Source organism: Glaciecola sp. HA4-3, from assembly GCF_055693685.1.
The window spans coordinates 2,890,264-2,908,447 of the sequence record NZ_CM146340.1; the positions used below are offsets into that span (position 1 = coordinate 2,890,264).

Annotated in this window: 21 protein-coding genes and 1 pseudogene; all 22 read right to left on the reverse strand. The window is 40.6% G+C overall.

Annotation, left to right across the window (positions count from 1 at the left end):
* The 22 genes and pseudogenes from mreD to ACZ1G6_RS14005 all read right to left on the reverse strand — a co-directional run bounded on the left by mreD (position 1) and on the right by ACZ1G6_RS14005 (position 18,174).
* Positions 1-477: a rod shape-determining protein MreD gene (gene mreD, locus ACZ1G6_RS13900; protein ID WP_472616823.1), complete on the reverse strand. Its 477-nt coding sequence runs from the start codon at positions 475-477 to the stop codon at positions 1-3.
* Positions 467-1,367 (reverse strand): annotated as a pseudogene (gene mreC, locus ACZ1G6_RS13905) (rod shape-determining protein MreC). Before mreC ends, mreD begins: the two are co-directional and overlap by 11 nt.
* Positions 1,368-1,433: 66 nt before the next feature.
* Positions 1,434-2,477 (reverse strand): rod shape-determining protein, encoded by a 1,044-nt coding sequence (locus tag ACZ1G6_RS13910; RefSeq protein WP_472616824.1) that lies wholly within the window; start codon positions 2,475-2,477, stop codon positions 1,434-1,436.
* 226 nt (positions 2,478-2,703) lie between these two features.
* Positions 2,704-3,162 carry a pilus assembly PilX family protein gene (locus ACZ1G6_RS13915; protein WP_472616825.1) on the reverse strand — a complete coding sequence of 153 codons (459 nt, stop codon included), beginning with the start codon at positions 3,160-3,162 and terminating at the stop codon, positions 2,704-2,706.
* Positions 3,152-4,018: a prepilin-type N-terminal cleavage/methylation domain-containing protein gene (locus ACZ1G6_RS13920; RefSeq protein WP_472616826.1), complete on the reverse strand. Its 867-nt coding sequence runs from the start codon at positions 4,016-4,018 to the stop codon at positions 3,152-3,154. Before ACZ1G6_RS13920 ends, ACZ1G6_RS13915 begins: the two co-directional genes overlap by 11 nt.
* On the reverse strand, positions 4,018-4,596 hold the full coding sequence (locus ACZ1G6_RS13925) for a type IV pilus modification PilV family protein (protein WP_472616827.1): 579 nt from the start codon (positions 4,594-4,596) through the stop codon (positions 4,018-4,020). The genes ACZ1G6_RS13920 and ACZ1G6_RS13925 overlap by 1 nt, the downstream gene beginning before the upstream one ends.
* Positions 4,583-5,113: a prepilin-type N-terminal cleavage/methylation domain-containing protein gene (locus tag ACZ1G6_RS13930; protein ID WP_472616828.1), complete on the reverse strand. Its 531-nt coding sequence runs from the start codon at positions 5,111-5,113 to the stop codon at positions 4,583-4,585. The genes ACZ1G6_RS13925 and ACZ1G6_RS13930 overlap by 14 nt, the downstream gene beginning before the upstream one ends.
* A gap of 60 nt (positions 5,114-5,173) precedes the next feature.
* Positions 5,174-5,662, reverse strand: coding sequence for a prepilin-type N-terminal cleavage/methylation domain-containing protein (locus ACZ1G6_RS13935; RefSeq protein ID WP_472616829.1), 489 nt, complete (start codon positions 5,660-5,662; stop codon positions 5,174-5,176).
* Between the two features lie 31 nt (positions 5,663-5,693).
* A complete protein-coding gene (locus tag ACZ1G6_RS13940; RefSeq protein WP_472616830.1) occupies positions 5,694-6,302 on the reverse strand; it encodes a prepilin-type N-terminal cleavage/methylation domain-containing protein in 609 nt (202 codons plus the stop codon).
* 3 nt (positions 6,303-6,305) lie between these two features.
* Entirely contained in the window at positions 6,306-6,905 is a 600-nt protein-coding gene (locus tag ACZ1G6_RS13945; protein ID WP_472616831.1) for a hypothetical protein, read from the reverse strand.
* Positions 6,878-8,101 (reverse strand): type II secretion system F family protein, encoded by a 1,224-nt coding sequence (locus ACZ1G6_RS13950; RefSeq protein ID WP_472616832.1) that lies wholly within the window; start codon positions 8,099-8,101, stop codon positions 6,878-6,880. The genes ACZ1G6_RS13945 and ACZ1G6_RS13950 overlap by 28 nt, the downstream gene beginning before the upstream one ends.
* Positions 8,101-9,915: a GspE/PulE family protein gene (locus ACZ1G6_RS13955; RefSeq protein ID WP_472616833.1), complete on the reverse strand. Its 1,815-nt coding sequence runs from the start codon at positions 9,913-9,915 to the stop codon at positions 8,101-8,103. The genes ACZ1G6_RS13950 and ACZ1G6_RS13955 overlap by 1 nt, the downstream gene beginning before the upstream one ends.
* Positions 9,915-11,048: a tetratricopeptide repeat protein gene (locus tag ACZ1G6_RS13960; RefSeq protein WP_472616834.1), complete on the reverse strand. Its 1,134-nt coding sequence runs from the start codon at positions 11,046-11,048 to the stop codon at positions 9,915-9,917. Before ACZ1G6_RS13960 ends, ACZ1G6_RS13955 begins: the two co-directional genes overlap by 1 nt.
* Positions 11,048-12,001, reverse strand: a complete 954-nt coding sequence (locus ACZ1G6_RS13965) for an ExeA family protein (protein WP_472616835.1) — start codon at positions 11,999-12,001, stop codon at positions 11,048-11,050. The genes ACZ1G6_RS13960 and ACZ1G6_RS13965 overlap by 1 nt, the downstream gene beginning before the upstream one ends.
* A gap of 3 nt (positions 12,002-12,004) precedes the next feature.
* Positions 12,005-13,678, reverse strand: a complete 1,674-nt coding sequence (gene mshL / locus ACZ1G6_RS13970; protein ID WP_472616836.1) for a pilus (MSHA type) biogenesis protein MshL — start codon at positions 13,676-13,678, stop codon at positions 12,005-12,007.
* Positions 13,675-14,070 (reverse strand): hypothetical protein, encoded by a 396-nt coding sequence (locus ACZ1G6_RS13975; RefSeq protein ID WP_472616837.1) that lies wholly within the window; start codon positions 14,068-14,070, stop codon positions 13,675-13,677. The genes mshL and ACZ1G6_RS13975 overlap by 4 nt, the downstream gene beginning before the upstream one ends.
* Entirely contained in the window at positions 14,063-14,536 is a 474-nt protein-coding gene (locus ACZ1G6_RS13980) for a hypothetical protein (protein WP_472616838.1), read from the reverse strand. Before ACZ1G6_RS13980 ends, ACZ1G6_RS13975 begins: the two co-directional genes overlap by 8 nt.
* 192 nt (positions 14,537-14,728) lie before the next feature.
* Positions 14,729-15,346 (reverse strand): PilN domain-containing protein, encoded by a 618-nt coding sequence (locus ACZ1G6_RS13985; protein WP_472616839.1) that lies wholly within the window; start codon positions 15,344-15,346, stop codon positions 14,729-14,731.
* A gap of 116 nt (positions 15,347-15,462) precedes the next feature.
* Positions 15,463-16,326 carry a type IV pilus biogenesis protein PilM gene (pilM, locus tag ACZ1G6_RS13990; protein ID WP_472616840.1) on the reverse strand — a complete coding sequence of 288 codons (864 nt, stop codon included), beginning with the start codon at positions 16,324-16,326 and terminating at the stop codon, positions 15,463-15,465.
* A 221-nt stretch (positions 16,327-16,547) separates the two neighbouring features.
* Positions 16,548-16,706: a YqaE/Pmp3 family membrane protein gene (locus tag ACZ1G6_RS13995; RefSeq protein ID WP_472616841.1), complete on the reverse strand. Its 159-nt coding sequence runs from the start codon at positions 16,704-16,706 to the stop codon at positions 16,548-16,550.
* A gap of 148 nt (positions 16,707-16,854) precedes the next feature.
* Positions 16,855-17,358 (reverse strand): fasciclin domain-containing protein, encoded by a 504-nt coding sequence (locus ACZ1G6_RS14000; RefSeq protein ID WP_472616842.1) that lies wholly within the window; start codon positions 17,356-17,358, stop codon positions 16,855-16,857.
* A 123-nt stretch (positions 17,359-17,481) separates the two neighbouring features.
* Positions 17,482-18,174, reverse strand: a complete 693-nt coding sequence (locus ACZ1G6_RS14005; RefSeq protein WP_472616843.1) for a GGDEF domain-containing protein — start codon at positions 18,172-18,174, stop codon at positions 17,482-17,484.
* Between the last annotated feature and the right edge of the window lie 10 nt (positions 18,175-18,184).

Consider the following 18,184-nt stretch of genomic DNA (forward strand, 5'->3'; position numbering starts at 1 on the left):
TTACGAGACCCCTAAATTACGTCTAAACTTTCGTAATAGCCAAAATAACCATGGCCAAAACAAGGCTGATGTAAATGCGGGCCATAGATAGTCGTAACGAAACTCAATACCCGTCAGGGCGTATTGCAACCAATAGACTAATAAATGATAAAAAACACACAGTACCAATACCATAAAAGACTGCTGAATCATCGAATAGTTTCGTAAACGTTGATAATTAGATGCTACAAGGTATATCGGTACTGCAAGTGCGAAGCTGTGTACTCCTAATACCGTGCCGTAGAGTAAATCGAGTAATACGCCTGCAAGCGCGGCAGTGCCTACACCCACTCTAAAAGGCAATGCCATACACCAATATATTAGAATAAGTAACAGCCAATCTGGGCGATAGAAGTCTATATCAGGTGGCATAGGAATAATCTGAAGTATGACGCCAATAAGAATAGTAAACAAAATGAACGTACGATTACTCTTCATCACTGTCGGCCTTAGTTACGTTATCTTGCAAGCTCATATCATTAGGAGCGATTGCATCCTCGGGCGCAAGCTCACTAGGCCATAACAATAATAAGTATTTTAAACGGTCTAACTTAGCAGTAGGTCGCACTCTTATTTGTGCAAATGGCTTACTCTCATCTGTAATAATTTCATCAACCACTGCAACTGGAAACCCTTCTGGAAATACATTTCCTAAACCGGATGAGACCAATAAATCACCTTCTTGAACGTCTGCACTGTGGGGAACATGTTCAAGTGTCAATTCATTAATACTCCCTGTGCCACTGGCAACCAGACTAACGTTATTTCGATTAATGCGAACCGGTATGGCATGCGTTATGTCGGAAATTAGCAAGACTCGACTATTTGTTGTACTAACTTCTACAATTTGTCCCACAATACCCGAATCATCTAATACAGCTTGGTCAAGATATACACCATCTATAGTGCCTTTGTTGATCACAATTTGATGGCTATAGGGGTTATTGTCGACCGCCATTAACTCTGCAATCATTCTATGCATCTCTTGATTAGGAGTTCCATCTAAGAGCTTGCGTAAGTTATTGTTTTCAGTCTCTAGCACTACAAAGCGCTGAAGCTTTTGATTCATCAAGGTCATTTGGCTCGTCAAACGATCATTTTCTTCAAGTAAGGTTTGTCTTGAGCTAAATCTGGCTGCACTCCAATCTAAAATCGCACTAAGGCATATCAGCAACATACTGCAGGGGACTTACGAGCGAGGTGAGATAGGTCCTAAAGACTGAAACTTTCTCTACTTTTAAGTCGACCACCATTGCTAACACCGAGAGTATCAATACGATACATAGGCGCGTAAATAATGATGGGCCGCGAGCAAAAACTTCATTCATATGCAAAAAAAGGCAAGTATTAGCCTGCCTTTACAATCACTTATCTAGTATAAAAAAACAAGTTATCTATTCAAAGCTGAATAGATCGCCACCGTGTAAATCAATCATATCAAAAGCCTTACCGCCTCCTCTTGCTACACAAGTCAAAGGATCATCAGCAATCACAACAGGAATACCTGTCTCTTCCATTAATAGCCTGTCAATATCTTTGAGCAAAGCACCACCGCCCGTCAACACCATACCTCGCTCCGAAATATCAGAGGCTAATTCAGGTGGCGATTGTTCAAGCGCGACCATTACAGCACTTACAATGCCTGACAGTGGCTCTTGTAAGGCTTCTAAAATCTCATTTGAATTTAAAGTAAAGCCTCTTGGTACACCTTCAGCAAGATTTCTTCCACGAACTTCAATTTCTCGAACTTCTTCTCCAGGATAAGCGGCGCCAATTTCGTGCTTAATGCGCTCAGCAGTTGCTTCACCAATCAGTGAACCAAAATTACGTCTTATATAATTAATAATTGCTTCATCAAACTTATCTCCACCAATGCGAACTGAAGACGAATACACAACACCATTTAACGATATAATTGCAACTTCTGTTGTACCACCACCAATATCAACCACCATCGAACCTGTTGCTTCTGAAACAGGTAAACCCGACCCGATTGCCGCAGCCATAGGCTCATCTATTAGGTAAACATCACGAGCTCCAGCACCTAATGCTGACTCTCTAATAGCGCGTCTTTCTACTTGTGTAGAACCGCATGGCACACACACAAGCACACGAGGAGAAGGACGAAGAAAATTATTATCGTGAACTTGTTTAATAAAGTGCTGTAACATTTTCTCGGTGACATAAAAGTCTGCAATAACACCGTCTTTCATAGGGCGTATTGCTTTAATATTACCTGGAGTACGACCTAACATTTGTTTTGCATTATGGCCTACTGCAGCGACACTTTTTGGTCCGCCGGCTCGCTCTTGTCTGATTGCTACAACAGAAGGTTCATTAAGTACAATGCCGTTGTCTTTGACGTAGATTAACGTGTTTGCTGTACCGAGGTCGATTGAGAGGTCATTTGAGAACATGCCTCGAAGCTTTTTAAACATGGAAAGCCTTTAGAATTATTGGGTTTAACTAAATGACAATAGTGTAACCTAAGTGATTGAATTTCCCTAGTTACACTCACTAAAATATGTATTTTTATTACACTAAATGTAGCAATGCATGGCAAATGCTGCAACTTTCGCTTCATGCGTAATGGATAAGCGACAGTGTTTAGTACTTAACTGTCGAATAAAGTTCTATAAAATAATGAATAAACACGGTTTGTTTTTAAGGAAGCAGCTTTTCGATGGCGTCTACTGACACTGTTCGACTCACAAGGTTCGTATCGATAACACAAGCACCTGTGCTGGTAAACTTGTAATAGCGATAGTCTTCATTTTCAAATTCAATAGTGTTACTTGTGCACTGTGCTTGATAAGTGCATTCTCGTAAGCCATCTACATTTGAAAAACTAGCACTTGAACTAATGGTTTGAGAACACGCTTGAGCCGCGCTGTTTGCTGGAAATGAAATTTGCAAAAGTCTTTGTATACCGGCATCCGCCGCCTGTTCAGCGCGGATACCATAAATTTGGCTAATGGTAGTATTAGAGGAAGAAGAAACAATATTCACTAAGGATATGGCTAATAAGCCAACCACAATGATAATAAATAAAGACATCACCAGCATATTACCTCGTTGCCGAGGCATTAAACCACCAAGTTTGTGATCGTAATTAGGGTACATTTGGGATTTGCACCTCATTTAAAAAAGTCACGGCTTCATCTTCTCGTCCAAAAATAAACAGTAATTGTGTTGATGCATTTCGCCTTGCAGATTGGCTAAGCGCTTTAAAAGGATTTTGATCCCCATTTGTTGCAGAGGGGCCCAGTTGATTGACCACATTCTGAGCCATTAACACGCCACCTGTTGTGTAAAGAGTTTGACTAGTATTGATAGTATTTTCGTGGCGAAAAACTTGTCCATTACGCACACAATAACTGATTGCTTGGTCTGCAAAATACATTCTTCTAGACGGTGAGAATGTTGCAAATCCGCCATCAAATGAAAGCTGTGTGACTTGATCACTGTCACCAAATGTTGAGCAGTCTGAATCATCGTCACTACAAGACGTTAACTGTCTTTTGCGCAGCAAGCTTGCATCATAAACCTGTTCCACTTGTGTAGGGTACACAATGACCGAATCGTTAATATTGGGTACAAATAAATTGCCATTTATATCAGATAGTTCAACAACATTCGCATCTGATTGAGAAAGCGAAGCAAGTGGCAGACTTAGATATAGAGCGTTCCATTTGAGCGGCACAAATTCAAGGCAATGCACATTTGCATTTGCGCTGATACGAACTGAATTTGGCACGGCGCGACTAAGTTCTCGATCTAGACGCTCTACTAAGAAGCTTCCCTCTCGCACTAGATTCTCGCGCTCGTTGACATCAATTACCGCTTGCATCGCACCTCGGATAATTTGACTGATACTAATGGATACGATGCCTAATAGAACAATTACGATAATAAGTTCTATTAAGGTAAAGCCACCTTGATAGCTGCTTGAAGACTCTTTAAATACTAATCTTCTCATCAATAATTCGCTCGATAGGCTGCAAACGCAATGATATCGCCGCTTGGGGTCGTAATCTGAATAGAGATGAGTTTCATATCTGCTCGTAGTGACGCATCGTCTACGTTGCCATCAGCATTTGTATCAGCATCATTAATGCCATCTTGATTGGCGTCATAAAAAACTTGGATGTTTGCTTGAAACCCCTTGAAAAGGTCAGTACTTGCACTAGATAACCCAAGGCCACTTGAGTTAGCAATATCTGGCCCTGATAATACCAAGCCATTATAGTCGTCAACATCATCATATGATGATCTATTTTCACCTGATTCGGCGCCCAACAATCCCGCACTCGTGCAAAGTTGCCCACCGCCACAAGCGGTCTGCCCGACAGATTGTAAAGATGCTTCATCGAAGGCTTTAGTGGTAATTTCGCTCAATAAAGATTGTGATAGAGTTAAAGCCCTCACTTGCAAGATAGGATCAATGCTTTGTCTTGCCTGAGGCATGATAACCGAGACAATTGTTACCAGCGCTATTGAAAATAGTACTATCCCAACGACAATCTCTATAAGTGTAAAGCCTTTACTCGCATGCATATATATATCCTTGCGATTCAATACAGACTTTTGCTTGTTGTTCACCAGTAAAAACAAGCTCACAGCCAACTTGACAGTTTGATTGTGATGTAATCGGCTTACCTAAGCTATCAAATTGAATAAAGTTGATCGCATTACCATTGTCGCTCGCGGTAAAACTTACACCTGCTTGAGCAATTTCGTTGGTTTGGCTTTTGAGAAAATCAGCACTATTTAGATCAATACTGATGATGCACGATTGTGCCACTTGCGAGGGTAAATAGCTACTTGTAGTTGGCCCGAAGTCAGGCGTGGTAGATGTGTCCAAGACCATCGTATAGCAAACGTTTGCCCTTGTATCAAACATCGCTTTAAGCTGTATATTGCGCATTGCACTTAGCAAACGACTTTGATAAGTAAACTCTGAATAGCCTGCACTACCTTCAAACCGAGGCGCTACTGCTATGGCAAGAATACCTATAATTAATAAGGTAGTCACAAGCTCAACCAGCGTAAAACCTGATTGAGCCCGATTCAACTTAGTTGCACCTTGCAAGCAAGGTTGACCAAATAAGTACATACCTTAGGAGCTGCATATTTAGCAATCTGTCGACACGACAGTAAACGCTGGTACGTCACCTTCTGCCGTTGCTTCTTCATACTCTAGATAACACGCTACTGTTACCGCATCACCTGCAAATAGCACGCGCACTTTGCTTGAAAGACCATCTGAAGCATTTGATGCATCAATAACCGTTTGAAAATCTGAACTGCTTATATCGACAAAGTTTTGAAGATTGGCAAATGTGCTTAAATCATCAGCGTTTGGGTAACCCCACTGCGTGGCAACCGCAACACCTTGAATTTGAACCGAACCTACTTCATCTTTTTGTTCACCGCCGATAGCCGATTTTGCATATACAAGCTGAGACGCACCCTGCATTGCTCCTTTCACACCCTCTAACGCTGAAACACGGGCATCAGATTGGATATCGATAAATCTTGGCGCAGCCGTGACCGCTAAAATGCCTAAAATCACGATTACGATGATTAATTCGATTAATGTAAAACCTTTTTGTTGTTGCATGATAAATAGCTCCTAACTATTGGTATGTAAATTAATTATTACTAAATACTTGCACTTGCCCGATACGAGCATCATATATAAACCCGTTTCCTTCATTTACAGAAACAGGCTCGCTAGTTTGATTTTTTACTGTTTGCAAAAGGTAGTAGTGACATACGTCATTTCCACCTACACCATTTCCAACATCGACATTTGCAAAATACGTAAATTCATCTGCTAAAGCTGGATTCCAAACGGTGGTAATGCGCGGTGAGCTTTGCATAATCAATGAGAAAATACTGGCACAGTCCTCGGCGCTGATGGCAATATCCTCAGAACTAGCATCATTACTCAAGCTGCCAGTTGGGTATCCTGTATCACCGTCAACACCGACCGTTAGGCCTTCGATGGTGACAAATGATTGGTTTGCACCTTGGTTGAACGTAGGCCTTGCTTCGATTTCCCATTGCGCTCTTACCAAGCCGACACCCGTTGCAAAGCCTCCGGCCACGCCTTCTACCGTCGAGTCTTCAGCTTCTTCTGTTACATTTAAAAAACGTGGAATAGCCGTTGCTGCTAGTAGACCTAGGATTACCACTACAATTACCAATTCAATCAGTGTGAATCCCGACTGCTTGGCTTTAACATTCGCTATCGACATGCTTTACTCCGCGTTAAAAAACTCTACTTGTGCTGTCTTTATATCGTATAAAATTTCATTTTCTTGAAACAAAAATTGACATTTTTCGCCCTGAACCTCGTCAATTAAGGACTTATCTTCATTTGCCTCAAGAAAATTAATCTCAAGTTTTGCTTTTAAGTTATCCACATCAATAAAAAAATGTATCAATGTTTCACATCCAGCTTGCGTTGTGTCTATCTGTGGTGCGCCATTATTAGTCATCTTTACTTGACTCATCATTGGCGTTTTAGCATCACTTTCTATCACTGGCCCTTTTTCAGTTGTATGCTCAACGCCGACATCTTTAGCTTGCATTATCCGAGCATCTGGACGGTAAATAATCATCGAAGGTCTCCCTTCTTGTTGCCATTGCCAATAAATGCTTTCCAAGCCCTTCGTCATGGTTTGGTGTAACATTGATGCACTCACGTGTTGCCAACCTGCTGGCTCATTGAACAAACGCTTAGCCCAAACCGCCATAAGTAACGCGATAATAAGAACTACCATAATCGCGTAAAACAACCTTACCGACACCGATTTCTTCGCTTCAAGCACTAGCTCACTGCGCCCATCATGTCCCACATTGGTGTAAATATTCCTAATGCAAGTACCAACACCATTGCCGCCACAATAGAAATAAGTATCGGTTCAATTTTTGATGTTAAACTAGTTAAGTCATAATCAACTTCTCGTTCGTAGAAATCAGATACCTCTTCAAGCAACTCATCAACACGTCCGGTTTCTTCACCTACACTTATCATTTGCAATACCAAAGGCGTAAAAAGTCCACTGCCATTTGCCACCCTTGTTAAACTGTCTCCTTTTTCAATACTTCGTCGCATCTCTATAATCGCTTTGCTCATGTATGCATTGCTAACAGCATCAGCCACTAGTGATAAAGCTGACGTTAACGGTACACCTGATTTGAGCATCATCGAGAAACTTCTTGAGAATCGCGCCAAAAGACTTCGCTCAATTATTGGCCCAATGATAGGAGCCCTTATTTTCCAATGATCCCACTGAACTCGTCCTGATTGGGTATCTATGTAATTTTTTGTTATGAAAAATAATACCAATATAAAACCAAGTAATACGTACCACTGGTTGATAAAAAAGTCTGACATGCCAAGCAAGAAAAGTGTCATGGTGGGTAATTGTGTATCGAATTTTGAAAACATATCCGCAAAAACCGGAATGACAAAAATGTTCATGATGACAAGCGCCGCTATCAAAGCTATGACCACAAATATTGGATACCTTGTGGCGCTTTTAATCTGTTTTCTTGTTTGCTGCTCTCGCTCAAGATACTTCGCTAACTGCAGAAAAGCTTCATCTAATCGCCCTGTATTTTCACCAACGTGCACAACCGATACAAAAAGCTGAGAAAATATCTTGGGGTGTTGAGCAAGGGCTGAAGAAAAACTGCGTCCTTTTTCAAGGCTGGCAATAATATCGATATAAGATTGACGCAAGCGCAAACTCTTTGTTGAAGAAAGTCCACTAACGGCTCTGATTATTGGTATCCCGGCCTTTGATAATGAATACATCTGGCGTGCAAAAATAATCAAGTCTGACAAACTTACTTGCGGCGTTAGTACCCCAACCTTCTCAACTTTTTGTGATTTATCACTATTGTTATTTTTCACTGCAACAATGTTAATAGGAATGATTGAGCGGCCAATTAAGATCTTGGCAACGGCAGATTCGTCTGATGACTCAAGTTTACCTGACTCAATATCACCACTTGCTTTTCTGCCTTTATACTCAAAAACCGGCATTATTGTGGGTCCTCAAGCGTAAAGCCTGAACCTAAGTCATTTTGCGGTGTTTTATCTGATACTTCTACATCATCTTGTACAGGTGTATGGTTTTGCGTTTCAGCACTAGGTACATTAACTTCTTGTACCATTTCAACCAAGCGCATCACCTCATCAAGGCTAATAACACCCTGTTTCGCATAGTCCAAGGCAGCTTGAGCTAAACTTCTAAAGCCTGGACTTTTGGCCGCAGCAGAAGAAAACTCAGTAATATCACCATTTTTAAGCGCATTCATCATTTCTTCATTAAGTTGTAAAAGCTCAAATACACCAATACGACCCCGATACCCCGTGTAGTTACAACGCTGACAACCTTTACCTTTTTTAAAATTAAAGTTTGCTAACGCTGGTTCTAGTTGAGCTAACCAGATACGGTGCTCTTGAGTAACTTGTTCAGGTTCGCCGCAATTGTCACATACTCGGCGCACCAAGCGCTGTGCGACAATTGCTTTAAGAGAGCTGGCAACCAAATAACCAGGAGCACCCATATCTAGAAGACGAATAGCACTGCTGATTGCGTCGTTAGTATGCAAAGTAGATAATACAAGGTGACCTGTTAGTGCGCCACGAAGACCTATCTCAACGGTCTCATGGTCTCGCATTTCACCCACCATAATGATGTCGGGATCTTGTCTTAAGGTTGTTCTTAATACATGTGAAAATGTTAAGTCAATTTTTGGATTAACCTGAACTTGGTTGATTCTAGGTAATCGATATTCGACCGGGTCTTCAACGGTAATGATCTTACTTTCAGCTTTGTTTAACTCGTTTAAGGCGCCATATAAGGTGGTTGTCTTGCCCGAGCCTGTTGGCCCAGTAACCAAAATCATGCCATGTGGTCGATGCAGCATCCCTCTAAAACGAGCGATAATGTCTGCGGGCATTCCTGTTTCTTCTAAGCCCAAGACACCTTGCGACTGGTCGAGTAAACGCATTACCACAGACTCACCTTGTTGGACGGGCATCGTAGATATCCGCACATCAATCTTATGATTCTTGACTGTAATTTGTGCTCGCCCATCTTGTGGCAATCTTTTTTCAGAGATGTCTAAGCCAGACACTAACTTCAAACGCAAGACAAGAGCTGCAGCAATATTCGCCTCTTGAATAATATTTTCCTGAAGCATGCCATCTACTCGTTGACGAATCCGCAGTTGTTTTTCGTCAGGCTCAATATGAATATCCGATGCTTTAGCAATAACCGCATCTTCAAAAATAGACTGAAGTAGTTTTGCAACAACGTTGTCCTCATCATCAGACATACTTGTGCTAAGTTGGAATTCACTTTCGTCTTGATATTCATCAGCAAGCTCTTGGGCAAACGAGGCTATCTCCTCGGTTTTGCGATAAAAATTTTCATAAGCATCAAATAGCTCATTTTCACTTACAACTGCCACTTCAATTGGTTTGGGCAATTTTGCACTAAGCTCATCCACTGCGTTAATGTCGCCAGGATCACTCATACCAACTAATAAATGATCTCCTTTATCATCCAGTACAAGTGCTCGGTATCGACGTGCTTGGATCTCAGGTAATAAACGCACAGTATTTGGATTAATTTTATATTCGGGAATAACGATTAGTGGTACTTTCAAATGCTCAGATAAAAGCTCAAGAAGCTGATATTCCGTCACCATACCAAGCGAAACAATAGCGGCTCCCAACTTTCGACCCGATTGACGTTGTTCTGCCAAAGCCTGTTTGAGTTGCTCATCGTTAATTAACCCGTTTTGAACAAGTAAGTCTCCTAGTCTCAGTTTAGGTGCAGTAGCCATTACGATTGCCTCGCAAGTAAATAAATACGTTGTTTTACAAAATCGTCAACTGCTTGAGAGAGTTGGTTAAGTACTTTTGCTTGTTCGTATGCCGCTATAGCCTGTTCAGAGTCTTTTAGTTTGTCTTGGCTAATGCCCAAGCCAAGCCACCACTTTGCCTCTTTGGGGTTTCGTTGAACAAGTATTTGATAATCATTTTTCGCCCATTCATACTCGCCTACCTGCTCTGCAAGAGCTGCCCTAAAGCTTAGGAAATCATTGCTCATATTGCTTTTAAATGGCGCCGCTTTTAATGTCAGAAACGCTTCTTGACTGCGTTCACTTTTGAAATAAATCCGCCCTAACATAAGACGCATGCTCAAATCATTAGGTGATATTTGTAGCCCTTCGGTTAATATGCTGTGGGTTTTTTCAAGCTCCCCTTTAGAAAATAAAAGTGACGCTAATTGTTTTCTTGATTTTGGTTCATCCGGCGACAAGCTGATAATACGGCTCAGCAGGTGAATGACTTGTGTCGTATCATTGCGCTGTGATGCTAGGTGCGCCTGCGCTCTGAGCTTTGAAATACTTGTATCGTGTGTGGTACTGGGTGTAACTTTAAAATTTGATTCTTCTATTTGCAGTTCAACAGGCTCTGCTTGCTCAGCAGGCCCTATACTACTTGCCAATTGCTGTATATCTGATGCTAGTGGCAAAACTTGCTCGAATTGCTTTTCAATAGTGTCTTGTTCGGGGCTTTGTGTTGTAGAAGGATTTGGCAACGGTTGCGTCAATGCACGAGGTTTCTGTGTCGCCTCAATTACTGAGTTGCGTTCTTGAGTATCGTCAATTAGGTCAAGTGAAAGGCTTATTTGTGACTCAATTGGCGTCGAATCTGATAAATAAGCCTGCTGAGGAAGGCCTAAAACTTCACTGCTGTTTGCACTATCAGATAAACCTAGTGTTTCATATTGAGTCTTTTCAAGGCTAGCTAAGTAAAGCTTTGATAAAATTATCAGCGCAAACAAACAACTAACACAAATAATAACAAGCGAATAATTGATTCGCTTTTTTTGTGGCGGCACATAATTAGCGTTGCCGGTTTGTACACGACGACTCTCTAAATCTTGAAGCATCTTATTAATTACACTCACTACTGAGCACCCCTTAAAGCGCTAAGTAGATAATCATAGGTAGTGTTAAACTCCACTCCTACAATTAGTGTGCTGATGACGACAATAGAAGTAATCGCTGCAGGTAAGGCCCACGGTAACCATTGCATGCTCATATTAGCTAGTGCTGCTTCGGTATCATCAATTGCAAGTTTCAACTGTTTTTTAGATACCACCTTGTGGTTTTCGCCAAACGCTAACATTAACGATTTATGACACAGGGTATTAATTATTCTAGGGGTTCCCTTGGACGCTTTGCATAAAAGTTTACATACTTGCATTGAAAATACAGGTGTTTGCCTGTCATATCCTGCCACCGTCATTCTATGATTCACATATTGATAAATCTGGTCAGCATCAAGCGCTTTTAATTCATAAGAGAAGGTAATTCTTTGACGCAACTGGCGCAGCTTATCCTGTGCTAACTTGTCATTTAATTCAGGTTGGCCAAATAAAATAACCTGCATAAGCTTGGCTGATTCGGTTTCAAGATTAGTCATCAAGCGCAATGCTTCAATACTTTCATCAGGCAGCGCCTGAGCTTCGTCAATGATTAACACAACGGCTTTGCCTTGCTTTCTAATCTCAATCAACCTTTCTTGTAAGGCTTGCGTAAACTCTTGTTGATCACTGTTGTCAGATAGCTCTACAGCTAACTCACTGGCAACAACATGTCGAAGTTCACTTGGTGACAAATACGGGTTAGGAATATAGGCCGGTACAAAACCCTCGCTCAATTCGTTTAATAGCTTTCTGCAAACCAATGTTTTGCCCGTTCCCACTTCACCGCTAACTTTAATAAAACCTTCGCCTGAGTGTAAGGCCGTTTTAAGTACATTTAACGCTTCATTATGGCTAGGCAAACCAAAAAAGAACTGCGTATTAGGAGTTAATGTAAAAGGAAGCTGGCGAATACCAAAATGATACAAGTACATGATTTACTCCACGTATAACCAATCAGCCATTTGTGAACGGCTCTTTTCAAGCTCGTTTTGCCAAGTATTAGCGCCCACCACAGTTGGTTTAAGCAAAATAATCAGCTCCTTTTTAACTTCTTTTTCGCGTTGATTTTTAAACAAGTTTCCTAACACCGGAATACTGCCCAATAAGGGGGTTTTTGATATTTCAGTTGTCTTTGTTGACTGCATAAGGCCACCAATAACAACAATCTCACCTGATTGCGCCTTAATGATCGTATCTGATTCTCTAATGGTACTTTGCGCAAGTGGTAAGACAATTTGCTCTTGATTTAGGGTGACTACCTTCTCTTGCTCTTCGGTTTCGATAACAGAAGGATGAATATGCAAAAGAATGTTATTGTTTTTGTCAATTTGTGGCGTCACATCTAAAGCGATACCCGAGAAAAACGGAGTCAGTTCAATATTTGGGATCACGGAAGTAGAAGTTGGCGTAATCGTGTTGTTACTTGAAACATCTGTCACAAAGTATTCATCGTCACCTACTTTTATCACCGCTTTTTGATTATTAATCGCAGTAACACGTGGACTTGACAGTACTTGTACATTCCCTTGTGTAGATAGCAAGTTCAGCACGCCACTAAAATCTTGGTTGTTAAATGCAAGGCTCGCTACACCGCCTAAACTTGATGAGATTTGATTACCTAGCACGCCCGCGCTAGTGTTGAAATTGACATTAGTGGAGCCAAGGTTTGATACAATTTGCGTCCAATTGATGCCTTGCTGATATTCATCGCTTAGTTCAACTTCAAGAATCCTCGCTTCAATGATGACCTGCCTAGTCAAGTTCTTTTCTGAGGCATATAAGAACTCACTGATTGTTTTTAATTCGTTTGGCAAAGCCCTAACAGATACTAAACCGGCTTGAGGCGAAATTAGAATTGAGCGTCCTTCGCCATCTCCCAGCATTGAAGACAAGGTCTCTTCTAACTTTTCCCAAAAATTAGTTTCGCTACTGGTACTAATTGTTGTGCCATTCACGCCATTTTGATTATTGCCCTGACCACCAAACTGACCGCCTAATGCACTTTGGCCGTTACCATTGTTTTGACTAAGGCCATTTTGATTATTCGCGCCATTTTGTCCACCGTTTTGGGAAACACCTCCTGAAATAATACTAGTTTGAGTATTTCCATCGCGCTGCATCATTAAATAGTTAACGGTAAACGTTTCTGTTCTCATACCCGCGGGTAAAACTCGATAAATCGTGTCTTGGCGCTGAATATGATAACCATAAATATCTGTTACCAATGAAAATACCTGATCAAGCGTAACTTGCTTCAAATCTAAGGTAATCGTACCTGCAACTTCAGGGTGAATGGCGACAGAGAATGGCGTGTCTTGTACCAAACCAGCAAAAAAACTAGCTGCCGCTACGTTGGTTGCATTAATGTCATATCGCTCAGCTTCAAGAAGACTATCGCTACTACCGACCGATTGATTACTGATTAAAGTATTTGATACAGACGCGGGTAAGTCAGTTAATTCTGAAGACATCGCCTTTGTTGATTGTAATTTTGCAAGTTCTGTTGCTAAATTATTTTCAACATGACTTTGCTTAGTTGAACTACAACTTGATACTGAGATGCTAGCGGCGACCAATAATGCCAGATGTTTTAAGCTTATTAGATTCATTGACTCACCTGCGTTTTAATTTCGACAAAGCCCTTGAGCATAATTGTGTTTCTTGTGCTTGCGTCATTCTTAGCCACAAGCACAATATCTGTGGTGTTGATTTGCATAACAATGCTATCGGCAACACTTTGTCCGACCTTGACTACTTTGCCATTTAGTACTGCATGTTTAATATCATTTCGTTTGAATATAGCGGTTAGCACATACGCTGGCGCTTGTTCTACCTGATTAGGTCCTGCTTGCAAGAACTGTGTAGGCGGACGAGTCGGATCATTACTGGCCAATACTGAAAAACCACTGATGTAGACTGTAATTAATGCACTGGCAAATACAAACAGTAGTGATTTGCTACCTTGAAATTTATGTAGTAAAGATTGTATAAAATTAACCACCGATGAATGCCTCGCTCATACTAAGGGTAAAAATAGAAAGTTTCGTGACGGCAATGGGATGTTCTTGCACTTTGTAGTCAACTTTGTCCCAATAAAGTGTCCATCCAAGTGCTTCTGCCTGCTTTAAAAAGTCTGAGGTCGACATGAAATCACCTTCAAACGTCACTTCAATACCATGCCTGTAAATCGGTGCTGTACCTGTGTTTGTATCTTCAACGTTATTGATCAATATTGCTTCAGGCTTTACTGAACGCATTGAGATAAGTTTTAGATTATCTGCCTCTTCGAACATCTGCTCTAAGAGCATGATCATGGCTTTGGGAGACACTAATTGATTCAATTCTTCGTTAAACGCTTGGTCTAAGGTCTTTAAACGAGCTTCTAATGCTTCAATTTGCTTGTTTAACTTGGCATTAGGGTCTATTAAAGATTCTGCTAATAGTTCATCAATGCTTTGCTGAGTCATTACTAACTGCTTTGTTTTGCGCTCATACTCTTCATTAAGACTCTTTCTCTCGATTAACTGAACTTCAAAAACAAGTAGAAAAAAACAATAATCAGAGTAATCGGCATACCGAAAAATATAAGCTTTTGCTCTCTGTCTTGCAGCTTGTCAAAGGCAAGCGTGAGAGTTGAAAAACGTGATGTCGTGTTTGACTTATTCATTGGTCACCTCTTGAAGAGGCACTTGGGGCGTCGCTGTTTGGCTACTTAATGTAAAATCCAAAGATGTATCGGTACGCTCAATACTCGCAATATCAAACGCTTGCCCTTCAAAAAACGTCGTTGTGCTCAACTTAGCCATCCATTTTGGAAGCGCACTGGGTTCGCTCATGCTACCTTTAACTTGTATTTGACTATCGTTAACAACAAATTCTGTTAGCCAAAGTTCATTTGAGGCATTTAGTGCAAAGGAATTAAATAAAGAAGAAAATGAGCGCGTTTGCAATTGCCCTAAGTTTTTAACATGGTTGAGCAAGTCTGCTCTAACCTTTGCTTTATTAGTAATATGATTAAGCTTTGCTTCAAGTTGAGGATTGCTTGTTCTGTTCATTAATGCAGCCGTAAGTTCGTCAACTTTTCCTTGCTGTGATTTCACTTGCCCATTTATATTGTCTATACGTGTTTGCTTAGAAGTATTGACATAAGCAAGTGCGCTATATAGGGCAAAACACATAATCAAAACGAGTGCATTAAGTAATATCAGGTGTTGACCTGATATTAGTTTGAACTGAGGGATAAACTCTGCATGCAGCAGATTAATTTGCGACTTCATCTGCTACCTCTTGTTGCTGCTTATCTGTTTTTTTATCTTTGGTAGTCAAGGATTGCATGTAAGCGCCGCCCAAACAGCTAAAGCTTGCCATCTTGAAATTAAATCCGTTTGTGCAGTTAATACCTTGGCGTAAACGCTTGACAACTGACTCCCATCGATTGGGAAATTTGTTGGCATAAAAATTCTGTATGCGCGCTATCTAACTTCAGCAAAATATTGCGCACCGGTGCTTGTCTTAACTGACTTTCAAAAAAGTCCATAGAGCGTTGAATTTGCACACACAAAGAGTCTGTAATCCCCATACCAATTTCTTGTTGGGAGTAACTGCCAAGGTTTTCAAACCCTTTTAAACGCCGGCTGAAATATAACTGATTGTTTTTTACAATATTGAGCACAACCACTTCACCATGCTCTTGCACCAATGTAATGACGGCTTGTTCATTTTGGCTAATCAGATTCACGGTACTCAACTCTTCGACGGTGACTGTTTTTAGGTCCAGTTGTGCTTCAAAAATAGTCGTCGTCACCATCGTTACGATTTCTTTTGCAACGGCAATTACAATCACCTTGTCTTGCCCCGATACTTGCACGGGCATTTCAATGTAGTCATAAACAAGCTCTTTTTCACTGCCAATCAGCTCCTTTAGAGGCCATTGGAGGGCACTAAACAACTCGCTGTCATCTACTTTTGGTTTATCTAGTTGATGCAGACCATACCAATGCGTCGAGAAAACAAAGTGGCAAGGTGCTCCTATGAGGTTATTAGTTGCCACATAGTCACTTAGCTCTTTTTGCCACGTACCATGAGAAAAGTTTGCTTCTAGAATCCAATCTATACCCTGATCAGTTTTATTTAGCACGCACAAGAGAACTTGGTCCGCAGTAAAAGCGATACCTACAGAGTAGACGCCATGGGCGCTGCGAAACTTTTGTCGAAGATACTGTTTCCAGTTTAATTGCATACCATGAAACCCAATCAAAACTCATACCGGTGTATCGGCAAGTCGTGTCAAAAACTAAACTACTGATTGAGATGTAGCAAAATGCAGGCCAAAGTGTTGTGGGGCTATACGTGATATGTGGACATGAAAACAAGCCTTTGAATTATCCAAAGGCTTGGCAAAGAACAAACGGTGTAAATTAGGTTAGTTGTATACTGATATGTTTGCTTTTTTGTTACACTTTACTTAGTTGTTACACTTTACTTAGTTGTCACATAAAGTGCATGAATAATGCTAGGGACATAAAAAAGTAAGCATAGCAAAATATTAATTAAGAGGTGTTTACCGACACCATCTTTTAAAAACACAGCGATTGGCGGTAAAAATATAGACAAGATGATGAGTACGATTTTGTTCATGGTGAGTTCCTTTTTGATTATTATTAATGGCGATAAACGCACATCTAAAGTCTCATTTTTTTGGAACTGCTGTCAACTCAAACACGTAAAACTACAAAAAAGCCGCTATCTACAATAGCGGCTTTTGATTGTGCAAATTGGTTTAAGTCTATGACTTTGGCAATATCACAGTATCGATAACGTGAATAACACCATTACTTGCTTTTATGTCAGTAGCAACAACGTTGGCATTATCTACCATGACTTTACCATCAGCAACAGTCACTTTGATATCTTGGCCTTGTAATGATGTTGCAGCATCTACATTAACCACATCAGCAGCCATCACTTTGCCTGCCACAACATGATACGTCAGAACAGCAACTAGTTGGTCTTTATTTTCAGGCTTTAGCAAGGACTCTACAGTACCTTCTGGTAATTTAGCAAACGCTTCGTTTGTTGGTGCAAATACCGTTAATGGGCCTTCACCTTTTAAAGCATCAACTAGACCTGCAGCTTTTACCGCTGCAACAAGAGTAGAAAAGTCAGGATTAGAAGCAGCAACGTCTACGATGTCTTGCTTTGCTTTGTGATTATGTGCATTAGCTGCAAAGGTTAAAAGTAATGCGCTAGCAGCGATGACAAAATACGATTTGATATTAAATGTTTTCATGAGTAGGTCCTTATTAAATTGTTTTATTTGCGCAGCTTACCGCGCTGACACACAATTAATATGAACAAATCGCTACAAAGATCTAAGATGAATTTAGTTTAATATATGACCGAATTTTAATGTTTATTCTGTGTCTTCAAAGACATAAGTGTTTTTACCATTTTGTTTGGCACTAGTTTGATTCATGTCTGCGTGTTGCAGGGCAATCGAAAAATCTTCAGGCGTGGATGCGCTGGCAATACCAAAGCTCAGGGTGTACTGCTCCATTGAAGCTAAAGGTTTTTTATCTGTTTGCAAGCCAAATTGAATAGACTCAATAAAGTTTAGCACTGCTTGCTTATCAAGATCTGGTAATACAAACAAAAACTCCTGCCCACTCCAGCGAGCAATTACATCCTCTTCTTTAGCGAAGCGCTTAAATACTGTCACGATGTTCTTTATTACTTGCTCTCCAACATCATAGCCATGCAAATCATTAATCTTTCTAAAATTGTCGATGTCAGCCAACACTACGGTGATGCGCTTACCGGTGAAGGTTGATTGACACAATCCCTTAGATACATATTCGTATACAAATCGACGATTGTAAGTCTGAGTAAAATCGTCAATGTATGCTTGCTCAAACAATTGCCTAGCACCTAACTCTCGTCTAATTTTTATAGTCGCCACTGCAGTTAAAAAAGGTAATAACGATAAAAAAACATTTAAAACAAACAGACCCACGACAATACTTCTAGAATGTTCAAACCATCCTACTTGTGCATCAAATACTGACAAGACAACAAAACAGCCGATCACGGCTAACGAAAGGACCATTGTTAACCTT